Origin of the sequence: Victivallis sp. (assembly GCF_048170485.1) — a bacterium.
Taxonomy (GTDB): domain Bacteria; phylum Verrucomicrobiota; class Lentisphaeria; order Victivallales; family Victivallaceae; genus Victivallis.
The window spans coordinates 1-26,020 of the sequence record NZ_DBEXAY010000226.1 but is presented as its reverse complement, the minus strand read 5'-3'; the positions used below and the strand labels follow the sequence as shown (position 1 = coordinate 26,020).

The 26,020-nt window shown below is 61.1% G+C and carries 21 protein-coding genes; 15 read left to right on the top strand and 6 right to left on the bottom strand.

Annotated elements, in window-relative coordinates; genetic code table 11:
* Positions 1 to 456: 456 nt before the first annotated feature.
* The 5 genes from ACMLHG_RS11820 (at position 457) to ACMLHG_RS11800 (ending at position 8,185) form a co-directional block, all read left to right on the top strand.
* On the top strand, positions 457 to 2,211 hold the full coding sequence (locus ACMLHG_RS11820; protein ID WP_367170037.1) for an L-fucose isomerase: 1,755 nt from the start codon (positions 457 to 459) through the stop codon (positions 2,209 to 2,211).
* Positions 2,212 to 2,276: 65 nt separating this feature from the next.
* Positions 2,277 to 4,283 carry an alpha-amylase family protein gene (locus tag ACMLHG_RS11815; protein WP_417170628.1) on the top strand — a complete coding sequence of 669 codons (2,007 nt, stop codon included), beginning with the start codon at positions 2,277 to 2,279 and terminating at the stop codon, positions 4,281 to 4,283.
* Positions 4,284 to 4,405: 122 nt separating this feature from the next.
* Positions 4,406 to 6,763 carry an MlaA family lipoprotein gene (locus ACMLHG_RS11810; protein ID WP_417170627.1) on the top strand — a complete coding sequence of 786 codons (2,358 nt, stop codon included), beginning with the start codon at positions 4,406 to 4,408 and terminating at the stop codon, positions 6,761 to 6,763.
* Entirely contained in the window at positions 6,714 to 7,808 is a 1,095-nt protein-coding gene (locus ACMLHG_RS11805) for a serine hydrolase domain-containing protein (RefSeq protein WP_294432737.1), read from the top strand. Before ACMLHG_RS11810 ends, ACMLHG_RS11805 begins: the two co-directional genes overlap by 50 nt.
* Before the next feature lie 146 nt (positions 7,809 to 7,954).
* Positions 7,955 to 8,185 (top strand): NifU family protein, encoded by a 231-nt coding sequence (locus ACMLHG_RS11800; RefSeq protein ID WP_294432733.1) that lies wholly within the window; start codon positions 7,955 to 7,957, stop codon positions 8,183 to 8,185.
* On the opposite strand, the gene ACMLHG_RS11795 is transcribed toward ACMLHG_RS11800, so the two are convergent.
* Both ACMLHG_RS11795 and ACMLHG_RS11790 read right to left on the bottom strand, forming a co-directional pair.
* A complete protein-coding gene (locus ACMLHG_RS11795; protein WP_294432731.1) occupies positions 8,166 to 8,636 on the bottom strand; it encodes a hypothetical protein in 471 nt (156 codons plus the stop codon). The two genes, ACMLHG_RS11800 and ACMLHG_RS11795, sit on opposite strands and share 20 nt — an antisense overlap.
* Positions 8,633 to 10,510, bottom strand: coding sequence for a polysaccharide deacetylase family protein (locus ACMLHG_RS11790; RefSeq protein ID WP_417170626.1), 1,878 nt, complete (start codon positions 10,508 to 10,510; stop codon positions 8,633 to 8,635). Before ACMLHG_RS11790 ends, ACMLHG_RS11795 begins: the two co-directional genes overlap by 4 nt.
* 231 nt (positions 10,511 to 10,741) lie before the next feature.
* Between ACMLHG_RS11790 and icd the strand changes: the two genes are divergently transcribed.
* The 5 genes from icd to ACMLHG_RS11765 all read left to right on the top strand — a co-directional run bounded on the left by icd (position 10,742) and on the right by ACMLHG_RS11765 (position 15,862).
* Positions 10,742 to 11,992 (top strand): NADP-dependent isocitrate dehydrogenase, encoded by a 1,251-nt coding sequence (icd, locus tag ACMLHG_RS11785; RefSeq protein ID WP_294432726.1) that lies wholly within the window; start codon positions 10,742 to 10,744, stop codon positions 11,990 to 11,992.
* Between the two features lie 22 nt (positions 11,993 to 12,014).
* Positions 12,015 to 12,923 (top strand): CBS domain-containing protein, encoded by a 909-nt coding sequence (locus ACMLHG_RS11780; protein WP_295808778.1) that lies wholly within the window; start codon positions 12,015 to 12,017, stop codon positions 12,921 to 12,923.
* Complete coding sequence (locus ACMLHG_RS11775; RefSeq protein WP_294432723.1) at positions 12,923 to 14,422, top strand: ArsB/NhaD family transporter; 1,500 nt, start codon at positions 12,923 to 12,925, stop codon at positions 14,420 to 14,422. Before ACMLHG_RS11780 ends, ACMLHG_RS11775 begins: the two co-directional genes overlap by 1 nt.
* Positions 14,419 to 14,838: a GNAT family N-acetyltransferase gene (locus ACMLHG_RS11770; protein ID WP_294432720.1), complete on the top strand. Its 420-nt coding sequence runs from the start codon at positions 14,419 to 14,421 to the stop codon at positions 14,836 to 14,838. The genes ACMLHG_RS11775 and ACMLHG_RS11770 overlap by 4 nt, the downstream gene beginning before the upstream one ends.
* Before the next feature lie 67 nt (positions 14,839 to 14,905).
* Positions 14,906 to 15,862, top strand: coding sequence for a radical SAM protein (locus tag ACMLHG_RS11765; RefSeq protein ID WP_294432717.1), 957 nt, complete (start codon positions 14,906 to 14,908; stop codon positions 15,860 to 15,862).
* A 3-nt stretch (positions 15,863 to 15,865) separates the two neighbouring features.
* Here the strand turns inward: ACMLHG_RS11765 and ACMLHG_RS11760 are convergent, their stop codons facing one another.
* Complete coding sequence (locus tag ACMLHG_RS11760) at positions 15,866 to 16,795, bottom strand: LacI family DNA-binding transcriptional regulator (RefSeq protein ID WP_417170625.1); 930 nt, start codon at positions 16,793 to 16,795, stop codon at positions 15,866 to 15,868.
* 98 nt (positions 16,796 to 16,893) lie between these two features.
* On the opposite strand from ACMLHG_RS11760, the gene ACMLHG_RS11755 reads away from it, so the two are divergent.
* The 5 genes from ACMLHG_RS11755 to ACMLHG_RS11735 all read left to right on the top strand — a co-directional run bounded on the left by ACMLHG_RS11755 (position 16,894) and on the right by ACMLHG_RS11735 (position 22,887).
* Positions 16,894 to 17,379: a hypothetical protein gene (locus ACMLHG_RS11755; RefSeq protein ID WP_417170624.1), complete on the top strand. Its 486-nt coding sequence runs from the start codon at positions 16,894 to 16,896 to the stop codon at positions 17,377 to 17,379.
* A gap of 404 nt (positions 17,380 to 17,783) precedes the next feature.
* Positions 17,784 to 18,878 (top strand): DNA polymerase III subunit beta, encoded by a 1,095-nt coding sequence (gene dnaN, locus ACMLHG_RS11750; protein WP_294432712.1) that lies wholly within the window; start codon positions 17,784 to 17,786, stop codon positions 18,876 to 18,878.
* Positions 18,878 to 19,936 (top strand): DNA replication/repair protein RecF, encoded by a 1,059-nt coding sequence (gene recF / locus ACMLHG_RS11745; protein WP_417170623.1) that lies wholly within the window; start codon positions 18,878 to 18,880, stop codon positions 19,934 to 19,936. The genes dnaN and recF overlap by 1 nt, the downstream gene beginning before the upstream one ends.
* Before the next feature lie 132 nt (positions 19,937 to 20,068).
* Complete coding sequence (locus ACMLHG_RS11740) at positions 20,069 to 21,241, top strand: hypothetical protein (RefSeq protein ID WP_417170622.1); 1,173 nt, start codon at positions 20,069 to 20,071, stop codon at positions 21,239 to 21,241.
* Positions 21,242 to 21,243: 2 nt separating this feature from the next.
* Positions 21,244 to 22,887, top strand: coding sequence for a serine/threonine-protein kinase (locus ACMLHG_RS11735; RefSeq protein WP_417170621.1), 1,644 nt, complete (start codon positions 21,244 to 21,246; stop codon positions 22,885 to 22,887).
* Positions 22,888 to 22,896: 9 nt separating this feature from the next.
* On the opposite strand, the gene hisA is transcribed toward ACMLHG_RS11735, so the two are convergent.
* The 3 genes from hisA to ACMLHG_RS11720 all read right to left on the bottom strand — a co-directional run.
* Positions 22,897 to 23,667 carry a phosphoribosylformimino-5-aminoimidazole carboxamide ribotide isomerase gene (gene hisA / locus ACMLHG_RS11730; protein WP_294432705.1) on the bottom strand — a complete coding sequence of 257 codons (771 nt, stop codon included), beginning with the start codon at positions 23,665 to 23,667 and terminating at the stop codon, positions 22,897 to 22,899.
* Between the two features lie 71 nt (positions 23,668 to 23,738).
* Positions 23,739 to 24,398: a uracil-DNA glycosylase gene (gene ung, locus ACMLHG_RS11725; RefSeq protein ID WP_294432702.1), complete on the bottom strand. Its 660-nt coding sequence runs from the start codon at positions 24,396 to 24,398 to the stop codon at positions 23,739 to 23,741.
* Positions 24,395 to 26,020, bottom strand: a 1,626-nt coding sequence (locus ACMLHG_RS11720; RefSeq protein ID WP_417170620.1) for an aconitate hydratase, incomplete at its 5' end; no start/stop codon positions are given. The genes ung and ACMLHG_RS11720, both read right to left, overlap by 4 nt.

Below are 26,020 nucleotides of genomic sequence, written 5' to 3'. Positions count from 1 at the left end.
TACATTATTTCAAGAGAAAATTTTGAAAACCGGTTTGCAATGGCGAATATGAAGAGTTATAGTAAACCAGTTGTTTGATTTCAGGATTGGAGGCCGTGGTACCTACTTTTCAACGGTGCCGTTTTGTGCCGTTTGAAGATGAAAATGTACCAAAAAGTGCCGTTTTGACAATTCAAGATGCCTTGTGTAGGATCGGGTCAGAACGATAGTTTTTTATTGTGCATCAATCTGTTGCAGCCCATCTTGAGGTAAAAAACGGCACCGGTGGCGTCACACGTCTCCGGTACCATTTTTTTTGCCTCTGTTTCCAGGAAATTCCCCTCTGCATCGCACACTTTCTCCGCTTTTTTCCAAAAAATTCCTCTCCGGCGGCTTGATTTTGCCCGGGATTCGGCTACAATAATAAGTGTATACAGTTTTTCCGGCTCAACCTTCAACCAATGAGGTGAAAAAATGATTACAACTCTGCCGAAAATCGGAATCCGCCCCACCATCGACGGCCGCCGCAAAGGGATCCGCGAATCCCTTGAGGTCCAGACGATGAACATGGCGAAGGCCGCCGCCGAACTCATCAGCAGCACCCTCCGCTACCCCAACGGCAAACCGGTCGAATGCATCATCGCCGACACCACCATCGGCGGCGTCAATGAAGCGGCCGCCTGTGCGGCGAAGTTCGCCAAGGAGAACGTCACCGCGACGCTGACCGTCACCCCCTGCTGGTGCTACGGCTCCGAGACGATGGATATGGATCCTCTGACCCAGAAGGCGGTCTGGGGATTCAACGGCACCGAGCGGCCCGGCGCGGTCTATCTGGCCGCGGTGCTCGCCGCCCACGCCCAGAAGGGACTGCCCGCGTTCGGCATCTACGGGCGCGATGTGAAGGATGCCACCGACACCGAGATTCCGGAAGATGTCGCGACCAAGATCCTCGCCTTCGCCCGTTCGGCGGTGGCGGTCGGTCTGATGCGCGGCAAGTCCTACCTCTCGATGGGCAGCGTCGCCATGGGCATCGCCGGCTCGATCGTCAGCCCCGAATTCTTCGAGGAATACCTCAACATGCGCTGCGAATCGGTCGATATGAGCGAAATCATCCGCCGGGTCAACGAGAAGATCTACGACGAGGCGGAATACGAAAAGGCGCTCGCCTGGATCAAGGCGAACTGCCGCCAGTATGAGGACATCTACAACGGCAAGGCGGGCAAGACGCCGGAAGAACAGCAGAAGGTGTGGGAATACGTCGCCAAGATGGCGATCATCGCCCGCGACCTGATGGTGGGCAATCCGAAGCTGGCCGAGATGGGATTCCGCGAAGAGGCCGAGGGGCACAACGCCATCGCCGCCGGATTCCAGGGCCAGCGGCAGTGGACCGACCACATGCCCAACGGCGACTTCCTGGAAACCGTGCTCAACTCCTCGTTCGACTGGAACGGCATCCGCGAAGCGTTCGTGGTCGCCACCGAGAACGACGCGCTCAACGGCGTGGCGATGCTCTTCGGCCACCTGCTGACCGGCACCGCCTCCGGGTTCAGCGACGTGCGCACCTACTGGAGCCCGGAAGCGGTCAAGCGCGCGACCGGATTCGACCTCGAAGTGCCCGGCATGATCCACCTGATCAACTCCGGCGCGACGACGATGGACGCCACCGGCCGCCAGACCCGCGACGGCAAGCCGGTGATGAAGCCCTTCTGGGAGATCACCGACGACGAGGCGAAGGCCTGTCTCGATGCGACCACCTGGGTTCCGGCGAACCTCGGCTACTTCCGCGGCGGCGGTTTCTCCAGCCGCTTCCTGACCCGCGGCGGCATGCCGGTGACCATGAGCCGGATCAACCGGATCAAGGGGCTCGGCCCGGTCCTCCAGATCGCCGAAGGCTACACCTACGAGCCGCCGAAGGAGATCCACGACATCCTCGACAAGCGGACCGACCCGGGCTGGCCGACCACCTGGTTCGTGCCCAACCTCACCGGCAAGGGCGCGTTCAAGGATGTCTACAGCGTCATGGCCAACTGGGGCGCCAACCACGGCGCGTTCAACTACGGCCACATCGGCGCGGACCTCATCACGCTCGCTTCGATGCTCCGCATTCCGGTCTGCATGCACAACGTGCCGGAAGAGAAGATCTTCCGCCCGGCGGTCTGGAATGCGTTCGGCATGGAGAAAGAGGGCGCCGATTACCGTGCCTGCCAGGCGCTCGGCCCGGTCTACCGGTAAGGATTCAACCTTCAACCCGCAACTCCGCCGGAAATGGTTCCGGCGGAGTTTTTTCAAGGGAAATCATGCGTTTTCGTCAAATTCACCTCGACTTTCACACCTCTCCCTTCATCGAAGGAATCGGAGAAGCGTTCGACCGCCGGGAGTGGCAGGAGCGGCTCCGCGACGCCGCGGTCGATTCGATCACCTGTTTTTCCAGCTGCCATCACGGCTGGAGCTACCACCCGACCGAAGTGGGGCGGATGCACCCGCACCTCAAGTTCAACCTGCTGCGCGAACAGATCGACGCCTGCCATGAGATCGGCATCAACGTGCCGGTCTACCTCACCGCCGGCGTCAACGAAATGAAGGGGCTCGAACACCCCGAATGGCGCGAAATCGATTTTGAAGGGCGCTGGAGCGGCTGGAACCGTTCCCCGCTCGAACCGGGCTTCCCGAAGCTCTGTTTCAACACCCCCTACCTCGACTACCTCTGCCGCCAGATCGAGGAGACCGTGACGCTCTTCCCCGACGCGGACGGGATCTTTCTCGACATCATCTCGCAGGGGCCCTGCTGCTGCAAATACTGCATGGCCGGAATGAAGGCGGATGGGTTCGACCCGACGAAGCCGGAGGACCGCCTCGCCTATGCGCGGAAGGTGCTGCTCAAATACTACCAGCGGAGCACCGCCGCCGCCCGGAGCCGCAATCCGAAGATGCCGGTCTTCCACAACTCCGGCCACGTGACGATGGGCGACACCGAGATCCTCAAGTACTTCAGCCACCTTGAACTGGAATCGCTGCCGACCGGCGGCTGGGGCTACGACCACTACCCGATGTCGGCCGCCTACTGCCGCAATCTCGGGATGGAGTTCCTCGGCATGACCGGGAAGTTTCACACCACCTGGGGCGAATTCGGCGGCTTCAAGCACCCGAACGCACTGCGCTATGAGTGCGCCGCGATGATCGCCAACGGCTCGAAGTGCAGCGTCGGCGACCAGCTTCACCCCTCCGGGCGGCTCGACAAGAGCACCTACGAGATCATCGGCGCCGCCTACCGTGACGTGGCGAAGAAGGAGGCGTGGTGCGACAAGGTCGAAAGCGCCGCCCGCGTCGCCGTCCTCGGCAAGGGTGCGGCGACCGGAATCCGCGGCGACTATCCGGGCGACGTCGGCGTTGCCCGCGTACTGCTCGAGGAGCATATCCCCTTCGACTTCGTCGATTCGAAGATGGATTTCCTCCGCTACGGCTGCCTGATCCTGCCGGACGAAGTGCGGGTCGATGAAGCGCTTGCCGGAAAACTCCGCGACTTCCTCGCGAAGGGGGGCAAGCTGATCCTCTCCGGCACCAGCGGCATGGCGTCCGCCCGCGACGAATTTCTCTTCGACATCGGGGCGGAGTTCTCCGGCGCCAGTCCCTATCTGCCGGACTACGTCGAGGCCGCGCCGGAATTCGCGCCGGAGTTCGTCGGCACGCCGTTCGTCATGTACGGCCGCTCCCAGCGGATCAAGGTGCGGAACGGGGAATCGCTCGGCAAAGTCTTTGATCCCTATTTCAACCGCACCTACGAGCACTTCTGCAGCCACCAGCACACGCCGTACCGGATGGAACCCTCCGGGTATGACGCGGGGGTGTGCGGCAGATCGATCCTCTACTTCGCCCACCCGGTTTTCACCATCTACCGGGGATGGGGCGCGGTGGCGGTGCGCGAATACATCGGGCGGGCGATCCACCGCTTCCTGGGCGGAGAGATCCAGCTCGAGGTCTCGCTGCCGTCGCAGGGGCGCGCCACGCTGATGCGCCAGAAGGAGGAGAATCGCTATGTGCTCCATCTGCTCTACGCCAACACGATCCTGCGCGGCGGAGAGGTCAAACTCTCCGGCGGAAATCTCTCCGCCACCCGTCCGATCGAGGTGATCGAAGAGCTCAATCCCTGTCCGCCGGCGAAGGTTTCGCTGAAGCTCGACGAAACGCCGCGCTCGGTGAAGTTCGTTCCGGAAGGACACGAGGTGCCGTTCACCTGTCGTGACGGCAGGGTGGAGTTCGAGGTTCCCGCCTTCACCTGCCACCGGATGGTGGAGATCGCCTACTGAAACCGCCGGCTCCGGAGCGCAAACTCCGGAGCCGCTTTTTCAAAAAGCCGTTCCTCCGGGTTGTATTTGCGCCGAAACGCCGTTATATTACGCGGCATCGCCACATCGGAAGGAATAATCGAATGATGAAGAGAGAGCGTCTGCTGCTGTTGTTGTCTGCCCTTCTTCTTGCCCTTTTTACCGGAATCGGATGCCGCTCCGGACAGGCGGAGGCACCCGCTCCGCCGGAAACGGAGGAACAGGCGACAACGGTCCGGCCGGAGACGACCGAAGAGGAGAAGAAACCGGAATCCGCTCCGGAAGCGGAAACATCGGAAACATCGGAAGAGCCGGAGGAACCGGAAGAGAGTGCCCCGCCCGCCCACGAAGGAATCTGGACCCCGTCGGAGCTGGAAAACACCCTCGGCGGCGCCGATCCGATCGAAGGCTTCAACCGGGCGATGTTCTCCTGCACCGACTTCATCATGAACTACTTCGTCGATCCGGTCGGGCGGGTCTACACCTCGATTCTGCCGCGGCCGGTGATCGAGAAATTCAACAACCTCTGCGTCAATCTGGAGTTTCCCGCCCGCGCATTCAGCTGTCTCTTCCGAGCGGAGTGGCAGGGGGCCGGCGACGAGACCGCGCGCTTCCTCATCAACACCACGCTCGGCATCGCCGGACTCTTCGACCCGGCGGCCCACTGGTTCGACTTCTACAGCACCGAATCCGACTTCGGGCAGACCTTCGCCGCCTGGGGCATCGGGCCGGGCTGCACGCTGATTCTGCCGCTCATGTCAACGCTCAACGTGCGCGACACCGTCGCGAGCATTTTCGACATGGCGTTCGATATCAAGACCTACATTCCCTACGCCGGATACGCGACCGCGCTCAACCGGATGGTCATCGCCCACCGCGCCTACACCAAGGTGGTCGAGGGCAGCGGCGACCCCTACAAATCCTATCGGGAACTTGCGCTCCTGCGGCGGGAACTGCAGAGAAAGATGTACTTCTATCACGCCCAGAATCAGGCCGCCGCCGCCCGGAAGGCGAAGGAAAAGGCCGAAGAGGCGGTCAAAAAGGCCGAAGAGTCCGGCGACGCCGAACAGCTCGACGAGGCGAAGAAGGCGCTCGCCGCGATGCTGCCGCCGCTGCCCGACCGCCGGACGACGCCGAAGCCGGAGGGGATGACCGGCAACTGGATCTCCATCCCCGGCTACGACGGCCAGAGTCCGCTGCTCGACACGCTGCGGGTCGGCATGTTCCAGGCGCAGAACAACGACGACCCGTGGTTCTTCCGGCTGTCGTTCTTCAACTCCGACTTCACCAAACAGTGCTCCGACCGGAAGATCTACTTCGCCGAAGATCTCCCGGCGCTCCGCTACGGTTTCTGGAAGGCTCCGGAAAAAGAGGAGCCGGAAGATGCGGAAAAGAAGCCCGCTCCCGAACCGCAGAAGCTGGCGATCCTGCTGCCCGGCATCGGCGGCAACTACTTCGGCATGACCACGACCGCCATCGCCGAACTTCTCCATCGCCACGGCTATGCGGTCGCCGCGCTCGACAGCACCTTCACCTGGCAGTTCATGCAGAGCACCGGCAAGCGGCGCCTGCCGGGCTACCTGCCGGACGATGCCGCCTCCCTCCGCCGGGCCATCCGGCTGGTGCTCGATGAACTCGCCGCTGCCGAAAAGATCAGTGACCCGGAGGTGGTTCTGCTCGGCTACTCCTTCGGCGCACTGCACACGCTCAAAATCGCCGAACTTGAAGCGAAGGAGAACACCCTTGGAATCCGCCGCTACCTTGCGATCAACCCGCCGGCCGATCTCGACTACGCGATGACGCAGGCCGACGCGCTCTCGCGGACCGGGGCGGAGTGGAGCGAATCCGAAGCGGTCGAGCGGCTCTCCGACACCGGCGGCCGGGTCATGGCGACGATGATGAAATCCTATCCGGTGTACGATCCCGCCGCGGAACCGACGCCGGGAATGAGTTACCGCGCGCCGCTCGACGAGACGGAGGCGGCCTATCTGGCCGGGCTCTACTTCCGCATCTCGATCCGCGGACTGCTCTTCCACGCCCACCGGGAGTGGGGGCTGACGCTCGACACCCCCTACTCCTGGGGGGATAGGAACAAACTCTACTGCGAGATCGACAAGGTGAGCTTCCGGGAATACGCCGAACGCTTCCTCGTTCCGGAGCACCCCGACAAGACGCTGGCGGAACTCTTCGGAAACTCCGGACTGCGTTCGTTCGAAGCGGAACTCAAACGCAACCCCTCCATCCGGGTGATTCACAACTACGACGACTTCCTGCTCTCGCCGGAGGACCGGCTCTGGCTCGACCGCACGCTCGGAAGCCGAATCACCTGGTTCGACCGCGGCGCCCATCTGGGCAATCTCTACGTTCTCACGGTTCAGAACAAGATCGTTGAACTTCTACAGGAGAACAGCAATGATTCCACTCCCTCAACTCCGCCGGCAGATCCGGCAGCTGCTCGATGAGGCGGTCTCCTCCGGAGAGGAGCTCGGCTGTCAGCTGGCGGTCTATCTCGACGGCGAACAGATCCTCGACGAATGGGCCGGCTGGGCCGATCCCGGGCGGACCAGAAAGGTGGAGGCCGATACGGTTTTCCCCGTCTTCTCGACCGGAAAGGGTTTCGCCGTCACCGCACTTCTCCGCCTGATCGAACAGGGGCGGCTCCACCTCGAAGACCGGGTCGCCGACCTCTGGCCGGAATTCGGCTGCAACGGCAAGGAGGAGCTCAAGGTGTGGCACATTTTGAGCCACCGGACCGGTCTGTTTGAAACGCCGCCCTGCACCGAAGCCGAGCTGATCGACCGCGACATCATGCAGCAGCGCATTGCGGAGGCGGTTCCGGCCTGGAAACCGGGCACCCGGGCGCGTTATCAGGCGATCACCTTCTCCTGGCTGGTTCCCGGCGTGGCCGAACGGGCCACCGGGAAGGAGTTCCGCTCCATCGTGCGGGAGGAGGTGGCCGCTCCGCTCGGAATCGAACCGCTTCTCTTCTACGGCACCACCGACGATGCCGAACGGCGCCGCGCCGTCCTGGTGCGCGGCAACGACCTCCCGCCGGTGAAACCGGAGGAGAAATCCCTGCTCTCCCCGCTGGAAAACGCCATCACGTATGAGACGGTCCGCCGCGCCTGCCTGCCGGGCTTCAACTGCCACACCACCGCCCGCGCCATCGCGAAGCACTACGCCGCACTGCTCGGCACGGCGAAGGGTGTGCCGCCGCTGCTTTCCCGCGCCATGCTCGACCGGGCGACCACATTGACCCGGGCGGCAGACGATCCGGTACCGCTGGTGCCGGGCACCTGGGAGCTCTTCGGGCTCGGATACGTGCTCTCCGGGCCGAAGGACGATCTGGGGCGGATCTTCGGCCACGGCGGCTACGGCGGTTCGGAGGGGATCGCCGACAAGAAGACGGGACTCGCGGTCGGTTACACCTCCAACTCGCTCCACGCGAATCCGCGGACCCGCAACCGGATTTACGAGCTGCTCGATCTGCACTCCCGCGACTGGTGAGAGGACCCCGGCGGCAGGAAGCGGCGGAAGAGCGTTTGAAAAATACAATTTTTGATGTATTGTGTAGTTTTGACAGTAAATTTCGGAATCCCGTCCGGTCGGAGGGCGGGAGGAAGAAGAGACCACCGAATCAGGAGATCTGAAATATGGAAGATTTGGCCAAGCGAATCACCGACCGGCTGGAAGAGCTCCGCGTCCACCTGCAGGCGGACGGCGGAGATTTGGAAATCGTCGGAATCGAAGGAAAGACCGTCAAGCTCAAGCTGCGCGGCGCCTGCGGCGGCTGCCCGCACGCGGCGATGACCATCAAGGGCGGACTCGAACGCATCCTGCGCGAGGAGATCGACCCGGAAATCGTCATTGAGCGGGTGATCTGACCTGCAACGTGTTCGTCGGAACACCGGAGCCCGTCGTCGGAGCTTTGCGCTTGCGGACGACGGGTTTTCCTTTGCTGTAATCGATGAAATCCACCGGATTCTGTTCGCTCTGCAGATAGATGATGCGCTGATCGCCCGCCAGTTCCCCTTCGAAGATCACGGTGAGTTTCCGTTCCGGCAGCTGCCAGGTTACCAGCGCCTTGCCGAATTTATCGCCGGTGTACTCCAGCTCCATTCCCGGCTCTCTCTGTTTCACCACAACGAGCTCCTCTTTGGAGATCGCCTTCGGGGAGCGTTCCAGCGAAAGCCGGGCGAGGCGGACCAGAAATTTCTGTTCCTCTTCCGTGAGAGCGGAATAGGTTTCACCATCCACCTTCACCGTCGGACCGCAGCCCGCCGTCAGCAGCAGAAAAAGAAGAGAAGCGAACAATCCCGTCATGCCCCGTCTCATTTGGCCGCCTCCTTCTCCGTCTCCGGAACCAGCCAGGAGCGGACCTTCCCCGCTTCGGGGACCAGCCAGCGGGCGAGGCGGATCTGCCCCCGGTTTTCGGTGGAAACCGCCACCACCCGGTTTTTCCCTTCCCGCACCGGAATCAGCCAGCCGGATTTGTTTTTCACAGCCTTTTCCCCGTTGACCCAGAGCTCGGCAACATCTCCCCGGAAGAGAATTTTCCCGGCGGAAACCGGTTCAAATTCCACCACCGAAGCCACCCGGTAGGGCGGAAGCTGATACTGTTTCCCCGGCCGGCGGAAGGCGATCACGTTCTCCGCATTCTTCTCCCGGTCCTTCGCGGTGATTTCCGGCAGGTCGATTGCCGCTCCCGGGCGGGAGAGCGCCGAAAGATCAACCGTTTCCGGCAGCGGCCCGAACGCGCGCGCCGTCGTCCCGATGCAGCGGAGCGACGAATCCGCCTCCAGCCGCAGCGGCAGAAACACCCGGCAGGCCTTGCCGTCACGCAGAAAATCCGCTTCGACGACAAAGTAGGGCTTCCCGAGACGGTAGCGGAGTTCACTGCGCATCGTTCCGAGCTGGAACTTCGTCTCGATCGACTTCCCGGGCGCGAGCTCCACCGGCTTCCGCACCTGCACATCCGGCGTATACGCCGCGCCGCACCGGAGCGTAAGCGTCAGCCGGGTCATCGGCACATCCCCTTTGTTGACCAGCTTCACCGCGATCGTTTCCCCGGTTTTTTCCATCGAACCCGTGAGATACGGAAATTTGTCAAACGTTCCATCCTTCTTCAGAAGAGAGATCGTTTCCGGCAGCCGGTAAGCGGCATCGTGGGGAAGTTCCAGCGCCATCCGTCCGGCGGCGACCTTCAGCACCGCCCCTTCAACCGCCTGCGGTTTCGCCCCGGCAAGGGAAAACCAGAGCGCCGGATCGGCCCCGAGCGTGGCCGGTTCAAATCGTTCGATGGTGAAGAGCGCCTCCTTCCCCTCCACCTTTTTCGTCACCTTCGTCTGGTGAAATTCGAAGCGGTAGGCGGCGTATTCATTCTGATTGCAGTACCACCAGTCGGGGCAGTCGGCCACTTCACGGAGCAGTTTGCGCAACGTGTTCAACCCCTCCTCCGTGTGCCAGGAGTGCATCGAAATGGAGATGCAGGGATTCTGTTCGAGCGCTTTTCCATTGTTCAGAGCCGAGGAGAGCTGTTTGTGGAAGGTTTCCGGATTGGGGTCGCGGTCGCCGGGCCGGAGCAGGTAACTTTCCGCCAGCGTCTCCTCCGGATAACCGAACGCCTTCTCCTGTTTGTTGTACCGCACGGTGGGGGCCCCGATCACGCCGGTGCTGCGCATCGCCTTCCCGAGGTCGAGGATGATCTCCGGCTCGAATCTGCTGCCGAAACTGCAGTAGGGGTAGACCATCGTGGAGAACACCGAGTCGCTGTCCGCCTCGCGGATTGCCCGAAGATGCATGATCTCGTAGAACTGCTCGTTTGGATTCAGCGTCGGCAGAAAGGGATGGCTGAGCGTGTGGATGCCGAGCGAACAGCCCTTTTCCAGCAGTTTCCGGCAGAACTCCGCCCCGACCTTTTTGTTGCGGCCGGGATCGGTGAGGTAAAACGTCCCCTTGATCCTGTTGTCGGTCATCGCCGCATGGGTGCGGTAGTGGTTGAGGGCATTGTCGTCCCACCGGCCGGAAAAGGCGATTCTGTACCAGTTGGGCAGCGCCATCGGGCGCAATTCCGCCTTCTCCGCCTCCGCTTCGGTCGCATAGCGCAGTTTCACCGTCTGAAGATAGCTGCGCATTCCCAGAAAATCCGCCGCCGGAATCGTACCTGCCGCAACAGATAACAGCGCGGCCGCCCACAGTCTGAGTTTCACTCTCGCACATCCTTTCCGCAAGTTTCGATCGGTTTCGGTTGTTCTCAATATATCATTCACCCCGCGGAATTGCAAACCCGGCAGGGGACGACAGTTTCACCATCTCCGCGCCGAAACCGGCGATTTCGGATAAAATTGACGGAGTTACTTGAAGATTGTTAGGAAAAGTTGTATATTATTTGAAATGTACAGCGGGCCGGATTCCGGCATAACTCTTCAGGAAATTCAGCGATGTCATACAGAAAAATTCAAATTCCCGCAGGCGACCGGATTGTCGCCGATGCTTCCGGCAAACTCCAGGTGCCGGACCATCCGATCATCGGCTTCATAGAGGGAGACGGCATCGGGCCGGACATCACCCGCGCTTCGATGCAGATCTGGAACCGCGCGGTGGAAAAGGCCTACGGCGGCAAGCGGTCGATCGCCTGGATGGAACTCTACGCCGGCGAAAAGGCGAACGCCGTCTACGGCGAACCGATCTGGCTGCCGGATGAGACGGTCGACGCCATCCGCGACTACCTGATCGCGATCAAAGGGCCGCTCACCACGCCGATCGGCGGCGGAATCCGCTCGCTCAACGTCGCGTTGCGTCAGCAGCTCGATCTCTACGTCTGCCTGCGGCCGGTGCGCTACTTCAAGGGGGTGCCTTCCCCGGTCAAGGCGCCGGAGAAGACCGACATGGTGGTCTTCCGCGAAAACACCGAGGACATCTACGCCGGAATCGAGTGGAACGCCGGAACGCCGGAAGTCAAAAAAGTGATCGATTTTCTCCAGAAGGAGATGGGTGTCAAGAAGATCCGTTTCCCCGAAAGCTCCAGCATCGGCGTCAAGCCGGTCTCGATCGAAGGCAGCGAACGGCTGATCCGCGCGGCGATTGAATATGCGCTCAAAAACCACCGCCGCAACGTCACGCTCGTCCACAAGGGGAACATCATGAAGTTCACCGAGGGCGGGTTCAAGAACTGGGGCTACGATCTGGTGCGCCGGGAGTTCGCCGACGTGGCGGTGGCCGCGCCGGACTGCAACGGCGTCGCGCCGGAAGGAAAGCTGCTGGTCAAGGACTGCATCTGCGACGCCTTCCTCCAGCAGATTCTGACCCGGCCGGATGAATACGACGTCATCGCCACGATGAACCTCAACGGCGACTACGTCTCCGACGCGCTGGCGGCCTGCGTCGGCGGAATCGGCATCGCGCCGGGAGCGAACATCAACTACACCACCGGCCACGCCCTGTTCGAAGCGACCCACGGCACCGCGCCGAAGTATGCCAATCAGGACAAGGTCAATCCGAGCTCCCTCGCCCTCTCCGGCGAAATGCTCCTGCGCCACATCGGCTGGACCGAGGCGGCGGATCTCATCAACCAGGGAATCGAACGGGCCATTTCCGACAAAGTGGTCACCTACGACTTCGCCAGAATGATGGAAAATGCTACGGAAGTGAGCTGCTCCGGCTTCGCCAGAGCGGTTGTCGATCGTATGTAACGATAAACGGAAAGGTTGGAAGATGAAACTGGTATCCATTCTGAATGAAGAACTGGTATTTACCAACGTCAAGGGAGTAAGCCGTTCCGGAATCTATACGGACATGCTGCGTCGTGCCAAAGAGGTTCTGGAGGTGCCGATCGACGTAGACCACCTGGTCTCCGGCATGATCGAACGTGAAGACACGCTCCAGATGCCGTATGACGGCGTTGCCCTGCCTCACCTGCGGCTTCCGGAATGCGATGATCTCTACATCATCGTCGGACTGCTGCCGAAGCCGGTCCAGATGCAGTCGGTCGATCCGGAGCAGTGCCGGCTGGTCATCATGTCGCTGATCTCGCCGGACACCAGCGATCTCTATCTGAAATCGCTGGCGGCGCTGACCCGTTTTCTGCTCATCGGGCAGAATCGGCAGACCCTCTGTTCGGCGACCAACGCGAAGGAGTTCCTCGACATTCTGCGTCATGCCGATGTCAAGGTGCGCAGCCACCTGACCGCGGAGGACATCGAGGTCCGCAACAGCGAAACCGTGCGTGACACCGATTCCCTCTCCAGCGCGCTGGACCTGATCAGCAGTCTGAACCGGAGCATGCTTCCGGTCATCGACGAGAACGGCAAACTGGTCGGGGAGCTGGCGGCGCTGGACATCCTCAAACAGTTCATTCCGGAATACATCTTCCGGATGGAGAATCTGGACTTTCTCAACAGTTTCGAACCGTTCAACAAGATTTTCGAAGCGGAAGGCCGCCATGTCGTGCGCGACTACATGCGGGAACCGTCGCTGGTGGTGAGACCGGATACCCCCTTGATCCAGTTCACCGTGAAAATGGTCAAACAGCAGGTCCGGGCCTGCTTTGTCGTGGATAACGATCAGCACTACCAGGGGACGGTGCTGGTCAAGGACATCGTAAAGAAAGTGCTGCGTGGATAATGCTTACCTTCTGGATTGGAACGATCGTTTTTTTCGGAACCTACATTGTCATCGCTTCCGAAAAAATCCACAAGACTGTCGCCGCCCTGCTCGGTGCGGCGCTGATGATGCTGTTCATTCTGCCCGGGCCGGGTCACTCCAGCTCGGACCACCCGGCGAAAACCGGTGAGGTCGAAGTGACCGAAACCACCGCCGAAGGCGTGAAGCAGATCGCCGCCCCGCAGAAAGAGGCGGTGCAGCAGAGCGCGAAAAACGCTCTGGCGGCGACCGAAAACGCTCTCTCGGAAGCCGACGGCGCTCTGTTGAAGAAGGCCGCCCGCTACGATAAGCTCGACACCTTCGCCCGCTATTCGAATTTTGACGTGGTCTTCACCCTCGCCGGAATGATGCTGCTGGTCAACCTGCTCTCCGGAACCGGTCTCTTTCAGTTTGTCGCCATCAAATGCGCCAAGCTGGCGAAGGGGCTGCCGATCCGGACGATGATCCTGCTGGTCTTTGCAACGGCATTTCTCTCGGCGTTTCTCGACAACGTGACGACCATTCTTCTGGTGGCGCCGGTCACGCTGCTGGTCGCCAACGAACTGGGAGTTCCTCCGGTACCCTTCCTGATGGCCGAAGCGATGGCCTCGAACATCGGCGGAACCGCGACGCTGATCGGCGACCCGCCGAACCTGATCATCGGCTCCATCGCCCAGCTGGACTTCATGGCGTTTCTCATCAACCTCGCTCCCTTCATCCTCACCGTGATGGTGATCTACTGCATCTTCCTCTGGGCGTTCTACTCGAGACGGATGCACGTTACGGTGGAAAAACGCGCGCTCATCATGGAACTCGATGAAAACGCCGCCATCACCGACCGGAAGAATCTGCGCCGGGGCGGAATCGTGATGCTTCTCACCATCGTCGGATTTCTGATTCACGGTGCGGTGGGGCTGCAGCCCTGCGTGGTTGCGATGACCGGCGCGGCGCTGGCGCTGGCGCTCTGCAAAGTCAATGTCGACCATGCGCTCGAGAAGATCGAATGGAGCACCCTCTTCTTCTTCATGGCGCTCTTCATCCTCGTCTGCGGCGCGGAGGAGTGCGGCCTGATGGCGAAGATCGGCAGCGTGCTCAATCTGATGGACCGCTGGCCGGTTCTGGTGGTGATTCTGGTCATCATGTGGGGCAGTGCGATTGCGGCGGCGGTGATGAACAACGTCTCCTTCACCGCGGCGATGGCAAGCGTGGTTGCCACCTTCATCGCCAGCACGCCGGTGTTCCGCGACAACATCGAGATGCAGCACCTGCTCTGGTGGGGTCTGGCGCTGGCGGTCTGCCTCGGCGGCAACGCTTCGCTGGTCGGTGCGGCGGCGAACCTGGTGACGGTCGGAATCGCCGGCAAGAACGGTTACAAGGTGACCTTCACCCAGTTCCTGATGTACGGAGTTCCGGTGACGGTCGGCAGCATGATTCTGGCCAGCGCCTACATCATCATCCGCTACTTCGTGCAGTGCGCATGAGTGAAACAGTGGAATATCGCCGGCTCGGCGCTCTTTCTCCGGAAACGGAAAAGGAGCTTGCCGGGCTGTACCGGGAAGCCGGTTGGATCAGCGAGGAAGATCCAACCGGTTTTATCGTTCCGGCGATGGCAGGCTCCGCGGTGGCGATCGGCGCGTTCTGCGACGGCAGGCTGATCGGCATGGGGCGGGCGATCTCCGACGGGGTGTCCGACGCGTTCATTCAGGATGTCGCCGTCACCAAAGCGTTCCGGCGCCGGGGAATCGGCGGAGAAATCGTCCGTCAAATCGCCGCCGTTTTGCAGGAACGCGGCGTCGACTGGATCGGCCTGGTAGGGGAACCGGGGACGGAATCCTTCTATCGTAACCTCGGGTTCGAAGAGCAGAAGAACTTCACTCTCTGGAAGTTGAAACCGTAAAACCGCTCCGCCGTTTTTCCGTCATTTCTCCGTTATTTCGTTTTTTTATTCTGGAGTTCACGATTGTATGATTCAGCACCATGTCTTCGGACCGGTGGCTTCGCGCCGGCTCGGCGTATCGCTCGGCATCGACCTTGTTCCGCACAAAACCTGTTCGCTCGACTGCGTCTACTGTGAAGCGCGCCGCACCACCTGTCTCACGACGGAGCGGAAGGAATACGTTCCAATTTCCGAAGTGCTGCAGGAGCTGGATCAGGTCCTCAAGACGGCTCCGCAACTGGATTTCATCACCTTCTCCGGTTCGGGAGAACCAACGCTCAACTCCGGCATCGGCCGGGTCGTCGATTTCATCAAGGAGCATTATCCGCAATACCCGGTCTGTCTGCTGACCAACGGCTGTTCCCTGGGGGATCGCGAGCTGCGCCGGGAGATCGCCCGGGTGGACCGCATCGTCCCCTCACTCGACGCCTCCAACGAGGAGGAGTTCCGCCTCGTCAACCGTCCGGCGCCCGGACTTCGTTTCGAACAGTTCGTCGCCGACCTCACGGACTTCACCCATCACACCGACGCCGATCTCTATCTGGAACTCTTCATTCTGCCCGGCGTCAACGACTCCGACGAATCGATCCAGCGCTTCGTCGAACTCATTTCGAAGATGAAGCTCACCATGGTTCAGCTCAACACGCTCGACCGCCCCGGCACGGAGTCCTGGGTCAAACCCTCTCCGGCGGAGAACACCCGCCGCTTCATCCGCGCGCTTGAACCGATCGTTCCGGTCGAAGCGGTCGGCCCGTTCCGTTACCGCAGCCGCAGCCGGGAACACGCTCCGGAGCTCTGCACCGGCGCCGAACGCGCCATCCTCGATCTGGTGGAACGGCGGCCCGCCACGCTCGCGGATCTCACCGTCGCGCTCGGGCTGCCGCAGGAGGAGATTCAGATTCTGCTCGACAGTCTGTTCAAATTCGGGCTGCTGGAGATGGAGAAACAGGAGCGCGGAACCTTCTACGCCCCCGCGCGGCACTGATGGTCAGAATTCCGGGAACGATTCCGGCGGAATCTCCACCATTGCCGGCACCTCTTTCTGCGGTGATTCGAGCATGGAAAGGAGAATTTCCATCGCCCGTTCCGCCATCCGGTCGAAGTTCTGCCGGCAGAGAATGATCTTCCGGAACGGTTCCCGGCCCGGCCCGCTCCAGGCATCGAAAAATCCGCCGTAGACGATCCGCCCCGGCGGCAGCGGCGGAAGAACGGGCGCCGTATTGGTGAGAACGCCGACCGGATCCCCTTCCGGAGCCAGACAGGCAAGTTCGCAAAGTTCGCGGCAGGGCAGTCCGAATTCCTCCAGCCGTTCCCGGATCGCCCGCTCCCGGGCGCGCAGAACCGGATTGACGTCGCCGAACTCCAGATAGAACTCCCGCGCGCCCCATTCCAGACAGCGGTCGACCAGGTGGCGCGCCGCGGAATAGTTGTCCGTCGTAATGACCGGGCAGGTCAGCTCCGGCCAGAAACGGTCGAGCGAAAGATGCGGCACCGGAAGCGCGTTGATCAGCGGAATCAGCTCCCGGCACTCCTCGGTGTTCCCGGGCGGAATCAGAACGGCGGCGTCGGCCACCTTCTGGTGAAGTTTGCCGAGCCACTGGCGGAACCGTTCCGGAGAGTTGTTGTGAAGCACGATCTGAAGGTCGTATCCATGGCGGTAGAGGAGTTCATCGAGCCGGACGGCGAGACTGCGTTCGCGCTCCGCCTCGGCGAACCCGAAGCAGAACCAGACGTTGCCGGTTTTCCCGCGGGCGAGCTGCCGGGCGGGAAGGTTCGGGGAGTAGCCGTTCTCTCTGGCCAGCTCCAGGATCTGTCTTCTGGTCGCCTCCTTCACCCGGTTGTCTCCCCGCAGAGCGCGGGAGACCGTCGAAGCGTTATATCCGGAAAGCCGGGCCAGATCGTGAATGGTAACCGCCATATTATACATCAAACTCCTGTTTCGTACAATACTGCCGAAACGCACAATTTTCCAGTTGTCCGCCGGAAATTTCCACACGGAGACGATCTTCGCTGGATTTGATTTTTGATGGAACAGTGGTATGGTATTTTTTCAGCGGGAAATCAGACATGATAAAATCCATATTCTTTTTTACGATTCTGCTCTTCCTTTCAACGGGCTGTTCTCGTTATGACGCAAAGAAGCCGGATACCGGGGAAAATCGACGGGGGTTTGCCCGTGTGACAGGAATCAATCCGGATTCTGATGTCACGAAAATTTACTTTTACGCCGATGAAATGGGGCCGGATCCCCTTTATTGTTTCGCGTTTCAATCCTCACAGAAAACCGTTCAGAACATCCTTGAGAAATTTCAGCTGAAAGAGAGTGAAAACACCGAATGGCAGGAACCTTTTCCCGTACCAGACGACCTTTTCTGGTGGGATGCCGGGGAGCGGAAAAATTCCCGTTTTTATTCTGCGCGACAGGAACAGACGGAAACGGTATATTATTTCTGGCACAATCCAGACAATGCGAAATGCCAGTTCATGATGGTCTGTTTCTAGAGCTGTATGGATCCGGCTCCCGGGTTGATTATAACCCGGTGAAAAAGTTGTTAATAATCCGTTAAGGAATTGTGAAAAAATGATTCCGTTGACATCCTCCGACAATCGGTGATCATACTTATTGACAACGCGGAGGATTTTCAACTCGTTGATTCCAAGACGGCGAATATAGTTATTCACAAAAAAGCGCGACTCTACTGCTGATAATTTCTCTATTGATTAATGAATTTACAGCAGGAGAATTCCCTTGCCCGGAAGGAGCGAAACCTGTGTCGTTCTCTGCGGAAAAGAGTGCTCTTTTTTGTTCAATATTGGGGAATCTCAACTTGAAGAAACCGGTTTCGACAGCTATCTTAATAGATGTATGATGAAGAACAACGAATTGCATTCGGGAGGCAAGGAAAATGAAATTTACCGTCAACCGTGAAAAACTGCAGAAAGCGCTCCAGCGGGTGGGGAGCATCATCGGTTCGCGTTCCATGCTGCCGGTTCTCGGCAATGTGATGATTCAGGCGGAAGAGGGCGTTCTTACGCTGACGACGACCGATCTGGAAATCCGGATCTCCACCAAGGTCGAAGCGACCGTGGAGAGCGCCGGTGTGACGACCATTCCGGCGCGGAAGCTCGCCTCCCTGGTCGGATGCTTCGTCGGAACCGACGTGGTGTTCGACGTCGACGAGAAGGATCACATCAAAATCCGCTGCGGCACCAGCCATTTCACGCTGCTCGGACTGCCGGCGATGGATTTCCCGGTGGCGGCGGAATTTTCCGCCCAGCGGGAGATCAAAATCCGCGAAGGGGAGTTCAAGCGGATGGTCAGCGCCATCTCCTACGCGGTCAGCGCCGACGACTCCCGCAAGGTTCTGACCGGTGTGTTGCTCAGCGCCCGTGAATCGATGATCACGCTGGTCGCCACCGACGGCAAGCGTCTGGCGATGCAGGAGAAGACCCCGGAGGCGGTCGAAGGCGGCGACGGCGATTCGATCATCCCGCTGAAGGCGGCGCTGGAAGTGCGCCGTCTGCTCGAAGGCGATGCGCAGATGTCGATCCGGCTCGGCGACAAGCAGTGCGTCTTTGAAGCGGCCGGGTTCGAACTCTCCACCAAGCTGATCGAGGGAAATTACCCGAACTACCGGCAGGTGGTTCCGGCGTCGTTTGCGCGTTCGATCGAGCTGCCGACCTCGGTGTTTCTGACCAAGATCGAGACGGTCTCCCAGGTGCTGTCGGATTCCAGTTCGTTCATCATTCTGCACTTCGAAGACAATCAGCTGCAGCTGCAGGCGTCCAGCTCGGAAGTGGGCGAAGGCAGCGATATGGTGGAAGTGGCGTACGACGGCGAGCCGTTTGAAGTTTCGTTCAACCCGGCCTACCTGGCCGACCCGCTGCGCAACTGCGACGCGGATACGGTCCGCATGAAGATCAATGACCCGCTCAATCCGGTGGCGATCGAGGGCGGCGAGGGCTTCCTGTACGTCATCATGCCGATCCGCAAGAAGTAATGCTGATCGAACAGCTTGAACTGACCGATTTCCGCAACTATTCGTCGGGGCGGTTTCAGTTCTCCCGCGACAAGGTGGTCTTTACCGGTCCGAACGGGATCGGCAAGACCAACCTGCTCGAAAGCATCTCCTTTCTCAGCATTCTGCGTTCGTTCCGCACGGTGTCCGGGCGGGAGATGGTCCGGCTCGGCAGCAGAGGGTTCGATCTGCGCTGCCGGATCGACAAAGGGGGGCTCCGCGAGGATCTGCGGGTGGTTCAGGCCCTTTCCGGACGGCGGGAGACCTTCATCGGCGCCAATCGCATCCGCCGTTCCAGTGAATTCATCCGCGAATTCCGCACGGTGGTGTTCGTGCCCGAGGACCGCAACATCACCGGCGGGAGCTCCTCCTGCCGTCGCCGTTTTTTCGATATGCTGATCTCCACGCTGGATTCCGGTTACCTTGCCGCGCTGTCGAACTACCATCGGGCGCTGAGCCAGCGGAATCATGCGCTGAAATTGCCGGAACGTGCCGCGGTGGCGGCGGCGTTCGAACCGGAACTTGCCGCCCATGCTCCGTTGATCGCCGCCCGGCGTCGGGAGTACGCCGCCGCGGTGGAGCAGGAGGTGAACCGGATGCTGTTGCAGCGGGGGAAGGCACAGTTCCGGATTCATTTCCGCTGTGATTACCCGGAGTCCTCCGCGGAGTATCTCGCGCTTCTGGAGCGGAACCGGGAGCGCGAAATGATCCGCAGCTGTACCGGAATCGGTCCGCAGCTGGATGAGTTCGAATTCTTTCTCGACGGCAAACTGCTGCGCCACTACGGTTCCACCGGGCAGATCCGGATGCTGTCACTGCTGATCAAGCTGGCGGAATTCAATCTGGTCCGCCGTTCGGCGCGGGAGCGGGTGGCGGTGCTGGTGGATGATGTGACCGGTGAACTGGATGAGGAGAACTGCATCCGTTTCTTCGAGACGATCGCGCACGCCGATCAACTCTTCTTCACGTTTACAGAATTCCCTTCTCTGGAGTTTTTCCGCGACGCGGAACAGATCGTTCTGCCGCAGAAACAGGGGTAAAAACGGAATTTTGCGGCGGCAGGAGCGGGTGGATTCGGGAAAAATTGCGTTTTCCGCTTGAAACCATTCTGCCGGGTTGCTATCTTATGTTAGAACGGGTCATCATTCTGCATCAGGGGGGAAGAAGATCGAATGGCTGGCAAACCGCCGACAATCCGGGTGCCGTATCGAAACACTCTGCCGCTTCCCTGCGCCGGAGAGACGATCGGGCCGTATGAGGTGATGGAGGAGGGGCTGCCGGAAGACGGCTTCTATCTGTTCGACGTCCGCCATCCCCAGCTGGATGTGCGCCGCCGGCTCAAGGCGGTGTCGGAGCGCCGGAGCTCTCCGGAGTTCATCCGCGAACTTTCCAGCCGGCTGCGTGCGGTGTGCGCCCTTTCCAGCCCGTTTCTCTACCGGCCGCTGGAGACCGGATTCGACGAGAAACACAAGCTCTTCTACGCCGTCTACGAGAATGTCGCGCCGAAATCGCTCCGGGATCTCGACAATTACGGGATGCTGACCGGCGAGGAGGCGTTGACGGTGCTGCTGGCGGCGTCCGGCGGCCTTGCCGCTCTGGAGGAGGCGGGGCTCCGTCACGGGCGGCTCACGGCGGAGAAGATCGTCTTTACAGAAGATTTCGGTCAGATCGAACTGGATGGGCTGGATATTGCTCCGGAAGAGAGAAACTTCGCCCTTTCCACCGAAGCGCTTTCCGGGGGAGGCGGCGACCTCTTCGCGCTCGGGCGGATCGCCTATGAGATGGTGACCGGGCGGAAACCCGCTCCGGAAGAGGGGAGCGACGGAACCGATCCCCGCCGGTGGCGGCCCGAATTTCCCGGTCCGCTGGCCGTCGTCATCATGCGGCTGCTTTCCCGCGAGCCTGTGACCGCCTTTCAGTGCGCCGCGGAGCTGAATTCCGAGCTGAAGATGCTGTTGTCGCGGCTGGCTCCGGCCGATGTGCGCGCCCTCTGTCAGGCGCCGAAACGGACGATGCCGAAAGAGCGCATTCCCCTGCCTCCGCCGCCGGTGGAGAGGCGAAAAGGCGATTTCGCCGCACCTTCGGCGAAACCGGGTCGGAGACTGTTTCATTTCGGCCGCTCCGGGCTGGGGATTGTCCTCCTGATTCTGCTGTTGCTGTTCACGGTTTTGATCCGCCTGGTGGAGCGGTCCGCTGCCGCTCCGGCGGGGGAACTGCCGGCGTTTCGTCTCTCGGCGGAAAACAGCAAACTCCGAACGGAGCTGGACCGGCTCAACGCGGAGCTGGAGCGGCTGACTCATCTGCGCAACGCCTGGATGATGAACCGGCCGAAAGGGGAGAAGTAGCCATGAACATTCCGCCGGATGCCATGTTTCAAAAAGGGGCGCGACTGGGGGAGTACCGGGTGGAAGGGTTCCTCGGCCGCGGCGGCATGGGGGAGGTCTATCTGGCGGTTTCGACCGTTTCCGGCCGCTCGGTGGCGATCAAGGTACTGCTTCCGTCGGTGATGGAGAAGAAGCCGGATTTTGCGGAGGAGTTCCTTCGGGAGGGGAGAGTCGCCTGCCGGATCAACCATCCTTCGGTCATTTCAGTTATCGACGCCGGAATCGACGAAGCGACCGGCGTCTGCATGCTGGTGATGGAGTACATCGACGGCGGAACGGTTCAGCAGATGATCGACCGCCACGAGGTGATCGACTGGGAGTGGGCGCTGGTGATCGCACTGCGGGTCTCGGAAGCGCTGGAGTCCGCCGCCGGGCTGGGAATCGTCCACCGGGACATCAAGCCGGAAAACATCATGGTGACCGGTTCCGGCGATATCAAGCTCGCCGATCTCGGCATCGCCCGCTGCAGTGACTCCGCGGAAGACGGCTCCGGCCGCCGCCGGTTGATCGGAACACCGGCCTACGCCTCGCCGGAACAGTGCGCCGATTCCAGCCGGGTCGATGCCCGCAGCGACATCTACAGCCTCGGGGCTACGCTGTTTGAAATTCTCACCGGCGAACTTCCCTTCAAGGGGCGGACGCCGATTGAAATGGTGCGGCAGGTGCTGAATGCGCCGACGCCGGACCCGCGCAGCGTCAATCCGCAGATTCCGCCGGAGGTTGCCGCGCTGGTGATGCGCATGATGAGCAGAAATCCGGAGGATCGTCCGCAGAGCGCGGCCGAATTGAGTGGCGAACTGCGCCGCCTGATCTACGGGGAAAACAGCGCCCCGGCCGGGCGGAAAACGGAAAAGTACCGGGAAATTGCCGGAAAAATAACGGAAAAGTGGCGGAAGATAAAAGATCTTTATCATAAGATAGTTCCGGATGAATCTGCAAAGAAGCGCGGCAAATGGATGCTGTTGCTGGCCGGATTGCTGGTCGTCGTTGCCGTGGTGCCGCTTCCGCCGCCTGAAATCCAGATTCCGAAGAGTCCGCCGGAGGATCCCAATCTGCGGATTCATGCGCGGATCAAACGGAAGATCGAGGAGGCGGAAAAGCGGATTCCACTGCTTCAGCAGGAGGTGGAGCGGGCGAAGAAACTCTCCGTTCAACCGGCGGAGGCGCTTCTGCTGGAGAATCTCTTTTACGATTACAATCCGGCCGCGGTTGCGGAGTGGCTTTCCGGCGGCGTCAAGGTTGCTCCGGAACGGATGACGCTGGAGTGGATCTGCCGTGTGCGGCCCGGACTTCTGCCGCCGGATGCGGCAAACGCCCGCCAATGCGCCGCCCTGCTCGATCAGAACGGCTGTGTCCTGCCGGAAAAGAGCGTCGCACTTCTGGTTCATTCCGCCGCTCTCGGCACTCCGGAGGAGCGGAATTTCGCCTATTACGCCTTGACCATGCTCGCGCTTTCCGAACGGAATTGCGGGACACTGCGCCGCCTGGGAGCGCTTCTGCCGGAACTCTCCTCCTCCATCGCGACCCGTGAGAAGGAGGACACCTTCCTCCGCGAGGATTTTGAACGGGTGAAGCGGTTGCTGGAAACTCTGCCTCCCCGGGCGTAGTGTTTCCGGTCAGCGGCGGAGAATGTCGGCGTATTTGAGCTTTCCGCCGAAGAGATCCAATGCGGAACCGACGGTGTAGTGCACCTTTCCGCCGCCGAGCGCTTCGATGTCGTCGATTTCCGCCAGCGTGGAGATGCCGCCGGCGTAGACGCAGTCGATCGGCGAGGATTCCGCCAGGAGGCGGACCAGTTCCCGGTCGATGCCGGATTGTTTCCCTTCGACGTCCACCGCGTGGATCAGAAATTCGGTGCAGTAGTCCGCCAGAAGGCGGAGCGTTTCGGCCTCCACCCGGAGCGATGTGAACTTCTGCCAGCGGTCGGTGACGATGTAAAAGGCGCCGTCACGGCCGCGGCGGCAGCTCAGATCGAGCGTCAGCCGGTCGCGCCCGGTGATCTGAAAAAGCTTCTTCAGACAATCCATGTAGAGGACTCCGTCGCGGAAGATGTAGCTGGTTACGATCACCTGCGCCGCGCCGGCGTCGAGCCACATGGCGGCGTTTTCCGCCGTGATGCCGCCGCCGATCTGCAGGCCGCCGGGCCACGCGGCCAATGCCTCCTTCGCCGCTTCGTCGTTGCCGGGGCCGAGTTTGATGACGTGTCCGCCGCGGAGGTTGTCTTTCCGGTAAAGTCCGGCGAACCAGGCCGGACTGCGGTCGGCGACGAAGTTGGTTTTCAACCCCTCCCCGGAGTCGGAAAGCGTGCTGCCGACGATCTGTTTGACCTTGCCGTCGTGCAGGTCGATGCACGGACGGAACTGCGCTTTTTTTCTGTCGGGATTCATGGATGGCCTTTTCTCAGCGATACAGATTCGTTTTGTTTTTCTTTAAACCGGGAGTGGATCTCCTGCCGCTGTCACAGCCGCGGCCAGCGCCACCCCGGGAGGAATTGTTCCGTTTCCGAGAAGGGGCGGCTGCCGAAAAAACCGCGATGGGCCGAAAGCGGCGACGGATGCACCCCGGCGATCACGTGATGCTTCGTTTCGTCGATCAGCGGGCGCTTGCCGATGGCGTAATTCCCCCAGAGGATGAAGACCAGACCGGAACGTTTTTCGCTCAGGGCGGCGATGATCGAATCGGTGAATTTCTCCCAGTGAAGTTTGCGGTGACTGCCCGCCGCGTGCGCCCGGACGGTCAGGACGCTGTTGAGCAGCAGCACCCCCGCCTCCGCCCAGGCGTGGAGCGAACCGGAGTTCGGAACGGTACTGCCGAGATCGGCGGCGAACTCCTTGAAGATGTTGCGCAGACTCGGCGGGAACTTCACCCCTTCGGGCACTGAGAAGGCGAGCCCTTCGGCCTGCCCCTCCTCGTGGTAGGGATCCTGCCCGATCAGCACCACCCGCACCGCATCGGGCGGAGTGAGCGCAAGGGCGTGGAACACCTTCCCCGGCGGGGGAAACACCTCGCAGGAACGGCGTTCCTCCTCCAATTGCTCCAGAATCCGGTCGAGCTGGTTCTGGTCGAGGCGTTCGCCGAGAAACGAACGCCACGCTTCCGGAATCCGGTCGGCCGTCACAGATTGAGCATCCCGCCGGCGAGGATCATGCGGATGTCCTCGTCGGAAAGTTTGTGGCGGAAACGGATTTCCCGGATGGTGCCATCCGCCTTGACCAGCGTCCCTTTGATTTCGCCGCCGGCGGTGAGCTGTTCCCGGATGCCGTCGAACTTGAGTGAATCCTTTTCGCTGATCTCGTCGTAATCCGCCGGATTGACGAAGAGGAGCGGCAGAATGCCGAAGTTGACCAGGTTGGCGCTGTGAATGCGCTCGATGGCCAGCGCGGCCACCACCTTGACGCCGAGGTACATCGGGCAGATGGCGGCGTGTTCCCGGCTGGATCCCTGGCCGTAGCTGTCGCGGCCGACGATCACGCCCGCCTTTCCGGCGTCGCGGACCGCGGCGGCCCGTTCGGCGAAGGAGGGTTTGCCCGGTTCGGTGAAGCACTCAAAAACCACCTTGGAGTAGGCCGGGATGTTGCTCCGCAGCTTGAGGTGGACGCCCGCCGGCATGATATGGTCGGTGGTGATCTTGTCACCGACCTTGATGACCACCACGCCGTCGAGACTGTCCGGAAGCGGCTTGTTCATCGGCGGCTCGCCGATCGTGCGCTTGCGGATGATTTCCCCCTTTCCGGTGGGGAGCTGGATCATGTTGTCGTTGATGAGGAACTTCTCCGGCTCAGCCACTTCGGGGTATTCAATGCCAAGTTCCCGCGGATCGGTGAAGGCGCCGGTGAGTGCGACCGCCACGGCGGTTTCCGGGCTGACCAGATAGGCCTGATCGCCCTTGGTGCCGGTCCGCCCGGCGAAGTTGCGGTTGAAGGTGCGCACGCTCACGGTGTCGTCGGCCGGGCTCTGGCCCTGACCGATGCAGGGGCCGCAGCCGGTTTCGAGGATGCGGGCGCCGGCGCCGATGATGTCGGCGAGCATGCCGTTGCGCGAGAGCATCTCCAGCACCTGACGGCTGCCGGGGGCGATGGCGAGGGTGAGGTTCGGGCTGACCCGGCGGCCCTTGAGCACCTGCGCCACCATCGCGAGATCGCGGTAGCTTGAATTGGTGCACGAACCGATGATCACCTGCCCGACCTGGATTCCGGCAAGTTCGGAGATCGGCTTGACGTTGTCCGGACTGGAGGGGCAGGCCGCCAGCGGAACCACCTTCGCCAGATCGATTTCGATCAGCTGATCGTATTCGGCGTCCTCATCGGCCGCGAGCGGAGAAAAGGCGTCGCCGCGCCCCTGCGCTTCGAGGAAGCGCTTCGTCGATTCGTCGGAGGGGAAGACGCTGGTGGTGACGCCGAGTTCGGCGCCCATGTTGGTGATGGTTGCCCGCTGCGGCACCGAAAGGGTCGCCACGCCGGGGCCGAAGTATTCGACGATGGAGCCGACGTTCCCCTTGGTGGTCAGGATCGAAAGCATGGTCAGAATCACATCCTTGGCCGCGCACCACGGGGCGAGGCGGTTGGTGAGCTTGACGCCGATCACCTTCGGATAGGGGATGCGGAAGGGTTTGCCCGCCATCGCAAGCGCGACGTCGAGACCGCCGGCGCCGATGGCCATCATGCCGATGCCGCCGCCGGTGGGGGTGTGGGAGTCCGAACCGATCAGCGTCTTGCCCGGCACGCCGAACCGCTCAAGATG

Bases quoted from the DNA above. Each gene is read 5' to 3' on its own strand.
- ACMLHG_RS11815 (WP_417170628.1), top strand. From the start codon at position 2,277: ATGCGTTTTCGTCAAATTCACCTCGACTTTCACACCTCTCCCTTCATC.
- ACMLHG_RS11810 (WP_417170627.1), top strand. From the start codon at position 4,406: ATGATGAAGAGAGAGCGTCTGCTGCTGTTGTTGTCTGCCCTTCTTCTT.
- ACMLHG_RS11805 (WP_294432737.1), top strand. From the start codon at position 6,714: ATGATTCCACTCCCTCAACTCCGCCGGCAGATCCGGCAGCTGCTCGAT.
- ACMLHG_RS11800 (WP_294432733.1), top strand. From the start codon at position 7,955: ATGGAAGATTTGGCCAAGCGAATCACCGACCGGCTGGAAGAGCTCCGC.
- ACMLHG_RS11795 (WP_294432731.1), bottom strand. From the start codon at position 8,636: ATGAGACGGGGCATGACGGGATTGTTCGCTTCTCTTCTTTTTCTGCTG.
- icd (WP_294432726.1), top strand. From the start codon at position 10,742: ATGTCATACAGAAAAATTCAAATTCCCGCAGGCGACCGGATTGTCGCC.
- ACMLHG_RS11780 (WP_295808778.1), top strand. From the start codon at position 12,015: ATGAAACTGGTATCCATTCTGAATGAAGAACTGGTATTTACCAACGTC.
- ACMLHG_RS11775 (WP_294432723.1), top strand. From the start codon at position 12,923: ATGCTTACCTTCTGGATTGGAACGATCGTTTTTTTCGGAACCTACATT.
- ACMLHG_RS11770 (WP_294432720.1), top strand. From the start codon at position 14,419: ATGAGTGAAACAGTGGAATATCGCCGGCTCGGCGCTCTTTCTCCGGAA.
- ACMLHG_RS11765 (WP_294432717.1), top strand. From the start codon at position 14,906: ATGATTCAGCACCATGTCTTCGGACCGGTGGCTTCGCGCCGGCTCGGC.
- ACMLHG_RS11760 (WP_417170625.1), bottom strand. From the start codon at position 16,795: ATGGCGGTTACCATTCACGATCTGGCCCGGCTTTCCGGATATAACGCT.
- dnaN (WP_294432712.1), top strand. From the start codon at position 17,784: ATGAAATTTACCGTCAACCGTGAAAAACTGCAGAAAGCGCTCCAGCGG.
- recF (WP_417170623.1), top strand. From the start codon at position 18,878: ATGCTGATCGAACAGCTTGAACTGACCGATTTCCGCAACTATTCGTCG.
- ACMLHG_RS11740 (WP_417170622.1), top strand. From the start codon at position 20,069: ATGGCTGGCAAACCGCCGACAATCCGGGTGCCGTATCGAAACACTCTG.
- ACMLHG_RS11735 (WP_417170621.1), top strand. From the start codon at position 21,244: ATGAACATTCCGCCGGATGCCATGTTTCAAAAAGGGGCGCGACTGGGG.
- hisA (WP_294432705.1), bottom strand. From the start codon at position 23,667: ATGAATCCCGACAGAAAAAAAGCGCAGTTCCGTCCGTGCATCGACCTG.